Source organism: Nocardia sp. NPDC056000, from assembly GCF_042269265.1.
GTDB lineage: Bacteria > Actinomycetota > Actinomycetes > Mycobacteriales > Mycobacteriaceae > Nocardia.
In genome coordinates this window covers 120,925-134,661 of the sequence record NZ_JBHJXS010000013.1, presented here as the reverse complement: position 1 = coordinate 134,661, position 13,737 = coordinate 120,925, and the positions used below count along the sequence as shown (strand labels likewise).

Genomic DNA, 13,737 nt, shown 5'->3' with positions numbered 1-13,737 from the left:
TCAATCCGCGTCCACCGTACCTCCGGGGGAGCGCGGCCGGAGCGGATTTCGTCCCCAAAGTAGAACGTGTTCCTATACGGTCGGGTTGTGCAGAAAGAACAACGCCCCGCCGTGGCCGACTGGTTCACCACGGATGACGGTGTGACGCGGCTCGTGGGAACACGCTGCAATGACTGCGGCACACCGTACTTCCCGAAGAACACGCTGGCCTGCCGCAATCCGCAGTGCACCGGACCGCATGACGGTTCCGAGCTCGCCGAATACCTGTTCTCCACCCGCGGCCGCATCTGGTCGTACGCGGACGCCCGGTACAAGCCGCCGCCGCCCTATGTCTCCGCCGATCCGTTCGAACCGTATGTGGTCGCGGCGGTGGAGCTCGAGGTCGAGAAGCTGGTGATTCTCGGGCAGGTGGTGCGCGGGCTCAGCGTGGACGATCTCGCCGTCGGCATGCCGGTCGAATTGACCGTGGGCGTGCTGTACGAGGACGAGGAAGCGGAGCACACGGTGTGGATGTGGAGGCCGGTCAATGACTGACAACGATCGCGATATCGCCGTCCTCGGTGCGGGTATGCACCAGTGGGGCAAATGGGGACGCAACTTCGTCGAATACGGGTTGGTCGCGGCGCGTGCGGCTTTGGCGGACGCGGGGGTGAACCACCTCGATGTCGGTTACATCGCGGGTGCGGACACCATTCGCAACGGGTATCCCGGATTCGTCGCGGGCGCGACGTTCGCGCAGGCGCTGGGCTGGTCGGGTGCGCGCATCTCCAGCAGTTACGCCGCGTGTGCCTCGGGTGCGCAGGCCATCGCCAACGCGCGTGCGCAGATTCTGGCCGGGCTGACCGATGTGGCGCTGGTGATCGGCGCGGACACCACGCCGAAGGGGTTCTTCCAGCCGGTCGGCGGTGAGCGCCGCGATGATCCGGATTGGCTGCGCTTCCATCTGCTGGGTGCGACCAATCCGATCTACTTCGCGCTGTACGCCCGCCGCCGCATGGCATTGCACGGTGCGACGCTGGACGATTTCGCCGCGGTCAAGGTGAAGAACGCCAAGCACGGGCTGAACAACCCCTACGCCCGCTACCGCAAGGAAGTCACCGCGGAGGAGATCGCCGCCTCGGCCATCGTGTCGGATCCGTTGCGGCTCTTGGACATCTGCGCCACCAGTGACGGCGGCGCGGCCCTCGTGCTGACGTCCATGGACTACGCCCGCAGCCACGGCATCGCCGACCCGGTGCGTATCAGCGCACTGTCCACGGTCACCCCCACCTTCCCGAAGACCGTGCTGGACCTTCCGGATTTCGCCACCGATTCCGCTGTGGCGGTGGAGCCCTCGGGCAATACCTTCCGCTCCGCCATCGCCGCCGCGGCCTACGAAGAGGCGGGCATCGGCCCCGAGGACCTGTCCTTCGCCGAGGTCTACGACCTCTCCACCGCCCTCGAACTGGACTGGTACGAGGACATCGGCCTCTGCAAGCCCGGCGAAGCCGAAGAACTATTGCGCAGCGGCGCAACAACTCTCGGCGGCCGCATCCCCGTCAACCCCAGCGGCGGCCTGGCCTGCTTCGGCGAAGCCATCCCCGCCCAAGCCATCGCCCAAATCTGCGAACTAACCTGGCAACTCCGCGGCCAAGCCGACGGCCGCCAGGTAGACAACCCCCGCGCCGGCATAGCGGTAAACCAGGGCCTCTTCGGCCACGGCTCCGCCATCATCGCCACCCGCTGACCCCGGGGTTCCGCGCCCGAAAACCCAGGCCACACTTGGGTTTTCGGGCACTGCTCATTTACGCCGAGACCACGGCCACCGCCGCGCGGCCGGTGCGGCCTCCTGCCCCATGAACTGCCCGACGATATCCAGAAAAACCCACACATCGCCGCTCTCATAGGTGTGCACATCCTCGGTGCCACCGAGAAACGGGTACGGAACAGGGAAATACACCTGCCCCGGCCCGAGCTCCCCGAGCCGCTCCCGGATCGCCGCCGCATGCTCGGCCAGCATGATCACCTTCGTGAAGTACTCATCACGAACAATGGTGTCAACGAATTCCCCGGTACTCCCGAACACCCCATAGTTCTTCGCGGCATCCCGATACGGATAAAGCACCCCGTGCTCCCCGCTACTCCGCTTCGCCAGAAACACATGCCCCAAATCCGAATACCCCACCACAGTGTCGAACTGCGGAAACCGCAACGCCCACCGCGGCATGACCTCCGCCATCGCAACAGCCTCGATCACCCGAAAACACTCATCACTCACCCCGCCATCCAAGCATGCGCCCCAACGGATTCGGTGATGCGATCGTCTGACGACGACCGGCGAGCTCGTCGCCGATGAACAGCCATTCGTCTCGCCGGGGATGAGGTGGTTCGTGACTGTCTACATGGTGTGACCAGGTGGTACTCGACAATGGGCTGACGGCGTGGGACCCGCCCCGGGCGATCGAGGAGATGTTGGAGTTGTTGATCTCTTGTTACGACATGGCCGAGGCCGTCGGACTGATCCGCTCGGTCCGCTGAAGGCTGCTCGACCATGGCGGGAGCGCTATGTCCAAATGGTCAGTGGCTGATGAAAACGGACGGGCGACTGACTGATTCGGACTCGGGCATCGGCTCGGGGGAGGTTTCGGCGTTCACTTTCAGCAGGTCGCGGAGGCGGCCATTGCTGGAAGGGAATGATGATGACCGAGTATGTGGAACTCGAGTACGGGACGCTGGCTTGTGATGTGGTGGGGGAGGGGCCGTTGGTGGTGTTGTCGCATGGGATGGGGACTGTGCGGCAGGACTTTCGGCATTTGGTTGGGGCAGTGGCCGGGGCGGGGTATCGGGTGGTGAATGTGGATATGAGGGGGCATGGGGAGTCGAGTGTTGACTGGCCTTCTGTGACGGGGGAGGCGGCGATCAGCCGGGCCGATGTGGCGGGGGATTTGCTGGGGGTGATTCGGCATTTCGGGGGGCCTGCGGTGATTGTGGGGCATTCGCTTTCGGGTGGGTCGGCGACCATTGCGGCGGCGCGGGAACCGGGGCTGGTGTCGGGGATTGTCGAGATCGGGCCGTTTACGTTGACTCAGGACTTTCATGTTGGGGCGATGGTTACCAGCCGTCGGTATCGGCGGGGGATGGTGCGTCTCGGGCTCACCTCGATGCTGAAGTCGCTTACTTGGTGGCGGCGGTATCTGGATCTCGCGTATCCGACGAAACCGGCTGATTACGAGGGATATCTCGTGGATTTGGAGGGTGTGCTGCGGCGGCCCGAGCGGTGGGAGGAGTTCGCGAAGACCGGGCGGACCACGCCTGCGGACGCGCATGCCCGGTTGGCCGATGTCCGGTGTCCGGCACTGGTGATCATGGGGGCGGCGGATCCGGATTTCGCGGATCCCGAGGCCGAGGCGAACGCCATTGTGGCGGCTATGCCGGAGGGCGTCGGGCGGGTCGTGATGGTCGAGAACGGCGGGCATTACCCGCATGCCCAGTTCCCTGATCGTGTTGCCGCGGTGTTGCTTCCATTCCTGGAGCGATACGCGACGCCTGCCCGGGATGCCGGGTTCGACCGCGTCGGGTGAGGTGGAATTCGACGGCCGTCACGGTCACCCGCTGACCGTGGCGGACGGGCGTCCGGACTGCGATGATGGCGGGATGGGCGAGCCGCGGACCGTTGTCTTCGTTGTCTACGAGGGCATGCAGTTGGTCGAATTGGCCGGGCCGATGGATGTTTTCGTCTTCGTCAACGCGCTGGTCGAACGCGAGGAATACCGGCTGATCACGGCTTCGCCGGGCGGCCGGGCGATCAAGGCGGCCGGGGGATTGACCCTCGCGGTCGAGCATTCGCTGCACGAGCTGGCCGCCTCGGCGGCGGAGATCGACACGCTGGTGGTGGTCGGCGGCTGGATCTCCGGGCCGGTGTCCGCCGAGGTGGTGTGCGAATTGCCCGCGCTGGCACGGAAATCCCGGCGGGTGACCTCGGTGTGTTCGGGTGCGCTGCTGCTCGCGGCGGCGGGGTTGCTGGACGGGTATCGGGCCACCACGCACTGGGGTACGACCGAGCGGTTGGCGCGGACCTATCCGCGGGTGACCGTGGAGCCGGATCGGATCTTCGTGCACGATCGCAATCGATGGACCTCGGCGGGTGTTTCCGCCGGAATCGATCTCGCGCTCGCACTGGTCGAGGATGATCACGGGCGCGAACTGGCGCAGGAGATCGCGCGGGCATTCGTCGTCTTCACGCGGCGATCCGGCGGCCAGGCGCAATTCAGTGCGCAATTGCGCGCCCAGCCCGCCCGCACCCCGGCGATTCGCGCGGTGCAGCAGTGGCTGCCCGACCATCTCGACGCGGATCTGTCGGTGGCGATGCTCGCCGAGCGCGCCGGTATGAGCGAACGGCATTTCGCGCGCGCCTTCCGGCTCGAAACCGGAAGCACCCCGGCGGCATTCGTGGAGGACCTGCGCATCGAGGCGGGCCGCCGCCTGCTGGAATCCACCGAACTCACCATTACCGCCATCGCGCGGGCCGTGGGCTATCGGCACGGCGAGACCCTGCATCGCGTCTTCACCCGCCGTCTGTCCACCACACCGGAGCGCTATCGCCGCCACTTCGCCGCCGGGACCGCCGAAGACCACCCGTGAGCGGATGTGGAATGCCCCTCGCGGGATCTAGTCTGTCCGAGACAGATTGAAGGAGCGGTATGAGTACACCCGATCTCGGAGCATCGATGTTCCCGGCCTGGTTCGACCGGCTGCAGGTCAAATACATGAACCCGGTCATGCGCCGCGCTGCGCCCTACCTCCCCACATTCGCGGTGATCCACCACGCCGGACGCAAATCCGGGAAGCCGTACACGACTCCCGTCAACGCCTTCCGCTCGAAGGGCAAGTTCACGGTGGTGCTCGGTCACGGTGTCACCGATTGGGTCCGGAACGTGCTGGCGGCGGGTGAGGCCGATGTGCAATCCCAATTCCGCACCATCCGAATCACCAACCCGCGCATTGTCGAACCCGGGCAGGCCGGTCCCGACCTCCCGCTTCCGGCGCGGGTAGCGGGCGGCCGTTTCGGCGTACTGGTCGCCGATATCGCCTGAGCCCCGAACCTGTTCAGCCCCGGGCGGATTCGAGTAGTTGACGCCACCGCCGCATGATCAGTTCGGTGTAATCGTCAGCGGCGATGGCGTACGCGCCGAGCGCATACCCGTCATTGGCTTCGACCAGAGCCGTCTCCCGGTTCGCGAGCACGCCGAAGTCGATGCCGTACGCGCTCGGCGCGACCGGGTGATAGGCCGCGATCGCTGCCTCGACCACGCTCATATCCAACAGAACCGATTCATCACCGCTGTACCGATCGACCGCGAGCACACGCCGATCAGCAACGTAGACACGGTATTCCGCGATCCAGGAGACGACCTGGGAGCACCACACCCGCTGGCGTCGGCTGACCGGGCCGAAGTCCGAGATATCCCGCTCCGAGTAACACACCGCACCGGTGAAGCTTTTGCGCCGCTCGGCGGGTTTGACGAATGTCGGTGGTAAGGAACCGATTTCCAGCGACCGCTCGACCTCACCCAGGGTCGACGTCCACACCTCTCGCCGCAGGAATTCGCGCAGGCGTTCCGGATAGTCGTCGGGCGCGGGAATCGGAATCCCCAACTGCCGCAACGCCCCGTGCATCGCGTCCATATCACCGGCGATCAGCACATCCGGCCCCAATGGCAGTTTCCGGCGATGGATCTGCTTGATCGTGTAGTACCGCACCGGAATCCCGCGCCGCCGCAACCCTTCCGAGAGCAGCGCCTCCTCATGGCGCATCGGACCCGTGCCGGAGTACTGGAGAAACGCGGTGCTGAACATGATCCTCAGATCATGCACCGCGACAGCCGGATTCGGAGCCACCGGGCCGCTCACAGCAGGTGAGCGGCCCGGGCAGATCTCAGTAGGTGTAGAAGCCGCGGCCGGTCTTGCGGCCCAGGTATCCGGCTTCGACCATGCGGCGCAACAGCACCGGGGGCGCGTACTGCGGTTCACCGAATTCGGCGTAGAGGGATTCGGCGACCGCGAGGGTGACGTCGAGGCCGACGGTGTCGGTCAGGCGCAGCGGGCCCATGGGGTGTGCGCAGCCGCTGACCATGCCCTCGTCGATATCCTCGGCGCTGGCGAAACCGGTCTCGTACATGCGAATCGCATTGCACAGGTAGGGAATCAGCAGCGCGTTGACGATGAATCCGGCCTGATCCTTGGATTCGATGGTGCGCTTGCCCAGCACCTCGCGCGCGTACGCGGTGACCGCGTCCGCGACGGCGCGATCGGTCTTGAGCGTCACCACGATCTCGACCAGCGGCAGCACCGGCACCGGGTTGAAGAAGTGCACGCCGACCACGCGGCCCGGATTCGAGGTCGCGTTGGCGATCCGGATGACCGGGATGGAGGAGGTGTTGGTGGCCAGAATGGTCTCCGGGGAGACGATGGCGTCGAGCTTGGTGAAGAAATCGGCCTTGAGCGATTCGATCTCCGGCGCTGCCTCGATCACCAGTTCCCGATCGGCGAAGTCGTCGATCGAGACGGTGAGGGTGATGCGCGCCCGCGCCGCGTCGGCGGCATCCTGCTCCAGACGCCCGGACTTCACCGCGCGCGCCAGCGACTTCTCGATACGCTCGATCGCCGCGTCGGCCGCCGCCGCGTCCCGCTCCAGCACCAGAACTTCGCCACCCGCGCGGGCGGCCACTTCGGCGATGCCGGCACCCATGGTGCCGCCACCGATTACGCCGATGAGTTGCATTGTCGGTTATCTCCCTGTGCTCGATTTGTCTCGCAGCCATCCTGGTCGACCGCGTTCGGGCGGCCACCACCGGGCGGCGCGCAATGACGCAGGTCTCACAGTGGGGTAGCCGGGGATTGTGATGGTTTTGGGCTGGTTAGCATCGTTTTCGTATAGATCTCGAGGCGACCCCTAGGACTTTGTGTTGACTACCGACCATCTTGACCGCTGGAACGCTCACGAGGCTTCGGCGGAGGCGATGATCCCGATCATCGGCAAGCTGTATCGCGAGAAGGGGGTGACCATCCTCCTGCACAGCCGGTCGCTGGTGAACAAGTCGGTGATCAGCATTCTGCGCACGCACCGATTCGCCCGGCAGATCGAGGGCGAGGAGCTTTCGATCGAGGAGACGCTGCCGTTCCTCGAGGTGCTGAGCGCCCTGGACCTGGGGCCGAGCAAGATCGATCTGGGCCGGTTGGTCATGGCCTATCGCGCCGATGCGCGCGGACTCGGGGTCGCCGAGTTCACCGCCGACGTGCTGGCTGATGTCATCGGCGGCAACAAGGCCGAACCGCAGGGCCCGCGCGATGTGGTGCTGTACGGCTTCGGCCGGATCGGGCGGCTGGTCACCCGGCTGCTGGTGGAGAAGACCGGTTCGGGCAACGGCCTGAATCTGCGTGCGGTGGTGGTGCGCCGGGGCAGCGCCGACGATCTGGTGAAGCGCGCCTCGCTGCTGCGCCGGGATTCGGTGCACGGGCAGTTCAACGGCACCATCAAGGTCGATGCCGCGAATGACACCATCATCGCCAACGGCAGCGTCATCAGGTTCATCTACAGCGATGACCCGAAGACCATCGACTACACCGAGTTCGGCATCAATGACGCCATCCTGATCGACAACACCGGCCGCTGGCGCGACCGCGAGGGCCTGGAGCAGCATCTGCGCCCCGGTATCGCGAAGGTCGTGCTGACCGCGCCCGGTAAGGGCGATGTCCCCAATATCGTGCACGGGGTCAACCATCGCGAACAGGATGTGTCGCAACGGATCTTCTCCTGCGCCTCCTGCACCACCAATGCGATCGTGCCACCGCTCAAGGCGATGGATGACGAATTCGGCATCGTGCGTGGACATGTCGAGACGGTGCACTCGTTCACCAATGATCAGAACCTGCTGGACAACTTCCACAAGGCCGATCGCCGCGGCCGTTCCGCGCCGTTCAACCTGGTGATGACCGAAACCGGCGCGGCCTCCGCGGTGGCCAAGGCCATGCCGGACTTCAAGGCCAAGATCACCGGAAACTCCATTCGCGTTCCCACGCCGGATGTTTCGGTCGCCATCTTGAACCTGCAGTTGAAGCGCGAGACCACCAAGGCCGAGGTGCTGGACTACCTGCGCCAGGTCTCGCTGTCCGGCCCGCTGAGCCGCAACCTCGACTACACCGCCGCCACCGATGTGGTCTCCAGCGATTTCATCGGCTCGCGCGCGGCCTCGATCGTGGACGCCAATGCCGCCATCGTCGACGGCGACACCGCGATCCTCTACCTCTGGTACGACAACGAATTCGGCTACTCCTGCCAGGTGGTGCGCACCGTGCAGTTCATCTCCGGCATCGAGTACCCGACGTATCCCCAACTGGGAGAACAGGATCGGGCGGGCTTGGCCGCGATGAACGGCAGCCCCGCCTGATCGAGCCTGCCCCCAGTTTCCTCGTCTTGCGTTTTCGCGAAGGGTTCCGGTGCGACTGATTCCGGAATCTTTTGCGGCGCAATAGGTTTCCATTGCCGGATAGGTCATCCGATGATGAGGAGACGGTGATGATCGGTGCACGGTACTGGGTGCGGTGGCTGGTGGAGCAGGGTGCGCCGCGATACGGGATTCGTATGCAGACATTGCGCGATGATCCGCTGGCGGATTTGATGGGAAGTGTTGCGGGGCTGCGGGATCCGTTTCCGCCGATCGAGCGGTTGCGGGAGCGCGGGCGGCTGGTGCCGAGTCCGATCGCCTGGGGCACCGCGGATTACGAGGTGAGCCGGGGGATTCTGCGGGACGGTGATTGGGGGGTGTACGGGATCACCGGGTTCGAGCGCACGGGGGTGGTGCGCCGGATCGCCGATCGAGCCCCGATTCCACCCAATCCGGTGGAGAAGCCGTCCATGCTGATCAGCGATCCGCCCGAGCACACCCGGTTGCGCAAATCGGTGTCGAAGGCGTTCACGCCCAGGGCGATCGGGCGTTTGCGCGATCGGGTGGAATCGGTGACGACGGAATTGCTCGACGCGCTGCCCTCGGACGGATCCGCCGATCTCATCCACGATTTCGCCGCGCACGTGCCGATCGCCATCATCTCCGAAATGCTCGGGTTCCCGGACGAATCCCGGGACACCTTCCTGGCCTGGGGTGATGTGGTGAGCCCGATGCTCGATATCGGAATCTCCTGGCGGCAGTGGCGCAATGCCGTGGTGTCCATGCGCGGTATGGACGGATATCTGGACGAGCACATCGCCCGGCTGCGCGATGAACCCCGCGAGGACATTCTGAGCGCGCTGGTGAGCGCGGGCGATCTTACCGACGGTGAACTCAAATCGGCTGCCACGCTGTTGATGGGCGCGGGCTTCGAGACCGCGGTAAATCTGATCGGAAACGGTGTGGTGCACCTGCTTTCGAATCCCGATCAGCTGGCGATCCTGCGCGATGAGCCGGAACTGTGGCCGAACGCCGTGGAGGAGATGCTCCGATTCGAGGCCCCGATCCAGGCGGCGGCGCGACTCGCCCTGCGCGACACCGAGATCGCCGGGGTCCCGTTGAAGAAGGGCAGTCTGGTGGTGATGTCACTGGGCGGGGCCAATCGCGATCCGGCGGTATTCGAGAATCCGAACGCCTTCGATGTCACCCGTTCCAATGCCAAGGATCATCTGTCCTTCTCCAGCGGCGTGCACGCCTGTCTCGGCGCCAGCCTGGCGCGGATGGAGGGTATTCACGCCTTGCGCGCGCTCTTCGAACGGTTCCCGGATCTGACCCTCACCGCCGAACCGAGCAGGCGACCGCTGTTCACGCTGCGCGGATACTCCAGCATGCCCGCGCATTTGGGGCAGCGGGCGCGCATCGCGAGCTGACCCGAATCGACAGCGGGGCCCGGCACCGCGATCGGTGCCGGGCCCCGCGCCGGGTGCCGAAATCAGTCCGTCGTGGCCATATCCACGAGCCAATTGTGCAGCCACGCCGTGGCGGTGGCCCCATTGTTGTCGACCACGTAGCGCGGATACGACTGGTGAATTCCGGAGGTGAGGAACTGCTGCACCTGCCGCGTCCACTGCTCCCCGGCCGGATTGTCCGCCGGCGCGGCCATGATGGCCGACCAGCCCGGCAGCAGTGCCTCGGCCAGGATCGACTGCGTGGTCAGCAGGTAGTTGCCGATCTGCAGGGGATCCGGTGCGGACAGCTGGGTCATGAATCCGGCGAATCGCCCGGCGATGTCATCGACCGGCACCGAACAGTACAAATCGCCCGCAGCGCAGAAGGTTCGCACATTCTGGCTCAACCAGCCGAACCCGCCGATGCGTGCCCCGCCCGCACCCGTCCCCGGTACCGGCGGCCCGATCAGGGCATCGGTGGGGGAACGGCGCGGATCCGAGATCAACCCGACCCCGACCACTCGATCGGGGGACACCACGCCGTGCCCGGTACCGATCTCGGCGGCCAGATCACCCGCCGCGTCCGCGCCCTGGCTGTACCCGATCAGCGCGAAACGCGTTGCGCTGCATCGGGCCGCGACATCGGCGATGATGGCGCGGGCATTGGTGACGGCCTCCCGTTTGGAGCGCCCGTACACCTCGCCCTCCCACGGCAGCGCGGTGGCGGCGTAGCCGACGTAGCTGGTCTTCACATTGCCGGGTAGCCCGCGGGTGACCATGGTCAGCATTCCGGTGGGTTCCGAATCGTCCCGCGTGGTCTCCCAGGTGCCGGGTACGGCAATGACATTCAGATCCGGGCAGCCGCCGGGCGCCGCGGCCGCCTGTGGCGCACCGCTGAGCAGCACCCCCGTCGCGGTGGCCAGGACCGCGGCCACGGCGGCACAGGCCGTCTTGAAAGTTCGTGTTGTTCCAAAGGACAAGGCGCATCACTCCTTGCTCGGACCGTACGTTGTTGGCAGTTCAGCCCCGCTGAACCTGGGGCGGCAACACTTCGGCATATGCGCTCGCCGCTGCGGGCTGAGATCGGCCGACGATGACGAAGGTCGGCCTGCGGTGGGCGCGCCGGGGCGAACATACCAAGAAACCAGCCAGTCCGGACGGCGCTTGCTGTTTGATTGCCATCAAGTCGCGTGATATTCGCTCAGTCGTGTCAAAATCTCATCGGCAACCGCTCTACCGGGAGGTTCGATGGAGTCCGCTCGGATGTCGCCGCGTGGCGTGCTCATAGCGGTGGTGACGGTCCTGACCCTGGCGATACTCGCCGGGATCGTGGTGTGGGTGATTCGCCAGGACGGTTCGGGCAGCGCACCCGCCGATGTGGTGCGGTCGCAATCGCTGCCGGTCGATGAATTGCGCACCGGATACTGCGTCGATCAGCTGCCGCCGATGGCGAATCCCGCGCCGCAGTCCAAGGATTCGGTGACCCAGGCGTACACGAGCGCCGACCGGATCACGGTGGTGCCGTGCCGGGAATCGCATCGGGCCGAGGTCATCCACACCTTCGACGCGTCCATCGCGTGGCCGGGGGCGAGCCTGATGTCGATCCGCTCCGGAACCGATTGCGCGGCCGAATTCGCCCGCCGCAGTACCCGCGAGCACGCCGATCTGATGACGCTGGCGCTGTATCCCGGCGATGAGCAGACCTTCACCGCGCGGCCGCGACAGCTCTGTCTGGTGCGGGAGCGGTCGGGCGGTCAGCTCACCGGCCGGGTCTTCGACTAGCGCCGCGAAATGGACCGGCGCTCAGGAGATGCCGAGCGCGGCGGCGAACATGGGCCAGGACTTGTGCAGATCCTGTTCCCAGTAATGCCAGGTGTGTGATCCGGCGGCGCGGTATTCGAGCTGGGCCGGAATGCCGAGTTCGGCCAGCCGGTCGGCCAATTGGTGCGTGCAGGTATTGGTGGCGGCCTCGATGAGTCCGCCCAGCACCATCTGATTGGCCTTGGTCATGACCTGCCCGACCGAATACGGCGGCAGGATCTGCTCGGCCTCACCGGGCAGTCCGGTGGCACTGGAGAGGTAGATCGCCTTGCCGCGCAGGCGTTCCGCGTTCAGCACGGCGTCATGATCGCGCCAGGCCGGATCGCCGTTCTCGCCCCACATGTTCTTCGGGCTCGCGCCCGCGCGGGCCAGCACCAGATCGATATAGGTGCGCCCGGCCGAATCGAGGGTGGAGGCGCAACCGCTGAAGGAGCCGACCGCGCGATAGAGATCGGGGGCCGCGCCCGCCATGTACAGCACCGAGGTCGCGGACATCGACACTCCGGCAATCGCATTCACGCCGGAGGCGCCCAGTTGCGCATCGATGATCGGCGGGAGTTCGCGGGTCAGAAAGGTTTCCCACTTATTGCGGCCGAGCTTGGGATCATCGCGCTGCCAATCGGTGTAATACGAGAACGCGCCGACCGAAGGGGTCACCACATTCACGTTCTTCTCACCGAGGAACTGCACGATATCGGTCTGGTTGTACCAGCTGGCGAGATCCTCGCCGCCGCCCGCGCCATTGAGCAGATACAGGGTGGGGCGCGGTTCGCTCTGATCGAAAGCGGTCAGGATCTGCAGCGGGATAATGCGATCCATGGCCGCGGAATAGACGTAGAAGACCTGCTGGCGCTGTCCGGGCCGGTCGATGTGGTCCAAATGCGAGACGGCCGGTTCGGGCTGCGCCACGGCAACCGGGCCCGGCAGGCCCGACAACAAGGACAGGGCGACTGCGGAAGCGGCGAAGAGTACCGCTGATTTACGCGCGAGCAAGAACTTCGTCCTCGAAAAAGATTGGCGGATAACGTGATTCCGGATGGTACCCGGACCGTGGCCGGTGCGGTCGCACCGCACCGGCCGCGGCCGGGGAGCAATCAGCTGCCCGGAATGACGTTCTTCAGCACACCGGACAGGATGTCGGTGACCGAACCGGTCGAGCTGAGCTGGCCGTCGGACGAACCGAGACCGTTATTGCTCAGGCTGCCCTGCACCGACTCGCCCGGATTCGCCGCCCGCGCGGTGAAGCACGCGGTCAGGTTCGGGAAGTTGGCGCCGACACCGACCGTGCCGGCCACGCCGATGCCACCGCTGGTGATCATCTGGCCCTGCTTGACGCTGGCCGGGACGTTGTAGGTGATCTTCATGGTGACCGGGTTACCGGAATTGACGAACCAGCCGGTGCTGGTCACCTTCCAGCCGCCCGCATTCGGCTCGGGCGTGACGGTTTCTTCCTTCTGACCGCCGATCGCGTGGTACGCGGTAATCGTGGTCTTGACAGGAGCGGCGAAACCGGTGGGCGGGTAATCGGTAATGGTATTTACGTACGGGTTACCGATACTGGTCGTACCGACCACAATGGTGTAGGTGACGGTCGTACCGACGCCGATCTGTTCCGCGCTGGCCGTCTTGTCGTACACATGCGTGATGCCGACGGTGCTGATGTCCTTCTTGGTGTCATGGCTGGTCACCGAGCAGGTAGCGGTATCGGCGGTGGCCACTCCGGTGCCAAGGGCAACGCCCGCACCGGCGACGATCAAGGTGGAGGCCGCAATTCCGGCGGCCAATCGTGAAGTCTGAAGCATGTTTCCTTCCAGCGGTTCCGGCACATCCCGGAACCAATATCCTCATCGATGAGCGGCCCGTCTCGAATTGCCGTGACAGGCCGCCTGAAGGATGAGTAAACCGGACAGCTGGACGCTCGTCCAGGGTTTCTGGAAAACTAGTGAAAATATGTCATGTCACTTCGTTGATCGGTCTTTCGGAAAGCTGAACAAAGGCATGAAAAGGCATTATTCAGCGCCTTATGCGCTATTCAGGAAATAAGC

The 13,737-nt window shown here is 65.2% G+C and carries 14 protein-coding genes; 8 read left to right on the top strand and 6 right to left on the bottom strand.

Going from position 1 to position 13,737, the window contains the following annotated elements; genetic code table 11:
- Positions 1–111: 111 nt before the first annotated feature.
- Both ACFC4D_RS34100 and ACFC4D_RS34095 read left to right on the top strand, forming a co-directional pair.
- Positions 112–534, top strand: coding sequence for an OB-fold domain-containing protein (locus ACFC4D_RS34100; protein WP_364640349.1), 423 nt, complete (start codon positions 112–114; stop codon positions 532–534).
- The gene (locus ACFC4D_RS34095) at positions 527–1,726 is read left to right on the top strand and encodes a lipid-transfer protein (RefSeq protein ID WP_376069353.1); all 1,200 of its coding nucleotides are present in this window, start codon (positions 527–529) and stop codon (positions 1,724–1,726) included. The genes ACFC4D_RS34100 and ACFC4D_RS34095 overlap by 8 nt, the downstream gene beginning before the upstream one ends.
- Positions 1,727–1,780: 54 nt before the next feature.
- On the opposite strand, the gene ACFC4D_RS34090 is transcribed toward ACFC4D_RS34095, so the two are convergent.
- Positions 1,781–2,236: a T6SS immunity protein Tdi1 domain-containing protein gene (locus ACFC4D_RS34090; RefSeq protein ID WP_375968355.1), complete on the bottom strand. Its 456-nt coding sequence runs from the start codon at positions 2,234–2,236 to the stop codon at positions 1,781–1,783.
- 454 nt (positions 2,237–2,690) lie between these two features.
- On the opposite strand from ACFC4D_RS34090, the gene ACFC4D_RS34085 reads away from it, so the two are divergent.
- From ACFC4D_RS34085 to ACFC4D_RS34075, 3 genes are read left to right on the top strand one after another with little or no spacing between them, the layout of a single operon-like run.
- On the top strand, positions 2,691–3,560 hold the full coding sequence (locus ACFC4D_RS34085) for an alpha/beta fold hydrolase (RefSeq protein ID WP_376069350.1): 870 nt from the start codon (positions 2,691–2,693) through the stop codon (positions 3,558–3,560).
- Positions 3,535–4,620 carry a GlxA family transcriptional regulator gene (locus tag ACFC4D_RS34080; RefSeq protein WP_376069348.1) on the top strand — a complete coding sequence of 362 codons (1,086 nt, stop codon included), beginning with the start codon at positions 3,535–3,537 and terminating at the stop codon, positions 4,618–4,620. The genes ACFC4D_RS34085 and ACFC4D_RS34080 overlap by 26 nt, the downstream gene beginning before the upstream one ends.
- A 59-nt stretch (positions 4,621–4,679) precedes the next feature.
- On the top strand, positions 4,680–5,072 hold the full coding sequence (locus ACFC4D_RS34075) for a nitroreductase family deazaflavin-dependent oxidoreductase (RefSeq protein WP_364638186.1): 393 nt from the start codon (positions 4,680–4,682) through the stop codon (positions 5,070–5,072).
- A 13-nt stretch (positions 5,073–5,085) separates the two neighbouring features.
- Here ACFC4D_RS34075 and ACFC4D_RS34070 read toward each other — a convergent pair whose 3' ends face one another.
- Positions 5,086–5,835, bottom strand: coding sequence for an ATP-grasp domain-containing protein (locus ACFC4D_RS34070; protein WP_376069344.1), 750 nt, complete (start codon positions 5,833–5,835; stop codon positions 5,086–5,088).
- Positions 5,836–5,914: 79 nt separating this feature from the next.
- Entirely contained in the window at positions 5,915–6,760 is an 846-nt protein-coding gene (locus ACFC4D_RS34065) for a 3-hydroxybutyryl-CoA dehydrogenase (protein ID WP_364638180.1), read from the bottom strand.
- 184 nt (positions 6,761–6,944) lie between these two features.
- On the opposite strand from ACFC4D_RS34065, the gene ACFC4D_RS34060 reads away from it, so the two are divergent.
- On the top strand, positions 6,945–8,426 hold the full coding sequence (locus tag ACFC4D_RS34060; RefSeq protein ID WP_375968348.1) for a glyceraldehyde-3-phosphate dehydrogenase: 1,482 nt from the start codon (positions 6,945–6,947) through the stop codon (positions 8,424–8,426).
- 128 nt (positions 8,427–8,554) lie between these two features.
- On the top strand, positions 8,555–9,853 hold the full coding sequence (locus ACFC4D_RS34055) for a cytochrome P450 (protein WP_376069341.1): 1,299 nt from the start codon (positions 8,555–8,557) through the stop codon (positions 9,851–9,853).
- Positions 9,854–9,915: 62 nt separating this feature from the next.
- Here ACFC4D_RS34055 and ACFC4D_RS34050 read toward each other — a convergent pair whose 3' ends face one another.
- The gene (locus ACFC4D_RS34050) at positions 9,916–10,851 is read right to left on the bottom strand and encodes a cutinase family protein (RefSeq protein ID WP_375968347.1); all 936 of its coding nucleotides are present in this window, start codon (positions 10,849–10,851) and stop codon (positions 9,916–9,918) included.
- A gap of 268 nt (positions 10,852–11,119) precedes the next feature.
- On the opposite strand from ACFC4D_RS34050, the gene ACFC4D_RS34045 reads away from it, so the two are divergent.
- Positions 11,120–11,653 carry a hypothetical protein gene (locus ACFC4D_RS34045; protein WP_376069338.1) on the top strand — a complete coding sequence of 178 codons (534 nt, stop codon included), beginning with the start codon at positions 11,120–11,122 and terminating at the stop codon, positions 11,651–11,653.
- A 21-nt stretch (positions 11,654–11,674) separates the two neighbouring features.
- On the opposite strand, the gene ACFC4D_RS34040 is transcribed toward ACFC4D_RS34045, so the two are convergent.
- On the bottom strand, positions 11,675–12,685 hold the full coding sequence (locus ACFC4D_RS34040; protein ID WP_376069336.1) for an alpha/beta hydrolase: 1,011 nt from the start codon (positions 12,683–12,685) through the stop codon (positions 11,675–11,677).
- Between the two features lie 101 nt (positions 12,686–12,786).
- Complete coding sequence (locus ACFC4D_RS34035) at positions 12,787–13,494, bottom strand: hypothetical protein (protein ID WP_375968344.1); 708 nt, start codon at positions 13,492–13,494, stop codon at positions 12,787–12,789.
- Positions 13,495–13,737: the final 243 nt, after the last annotated feature.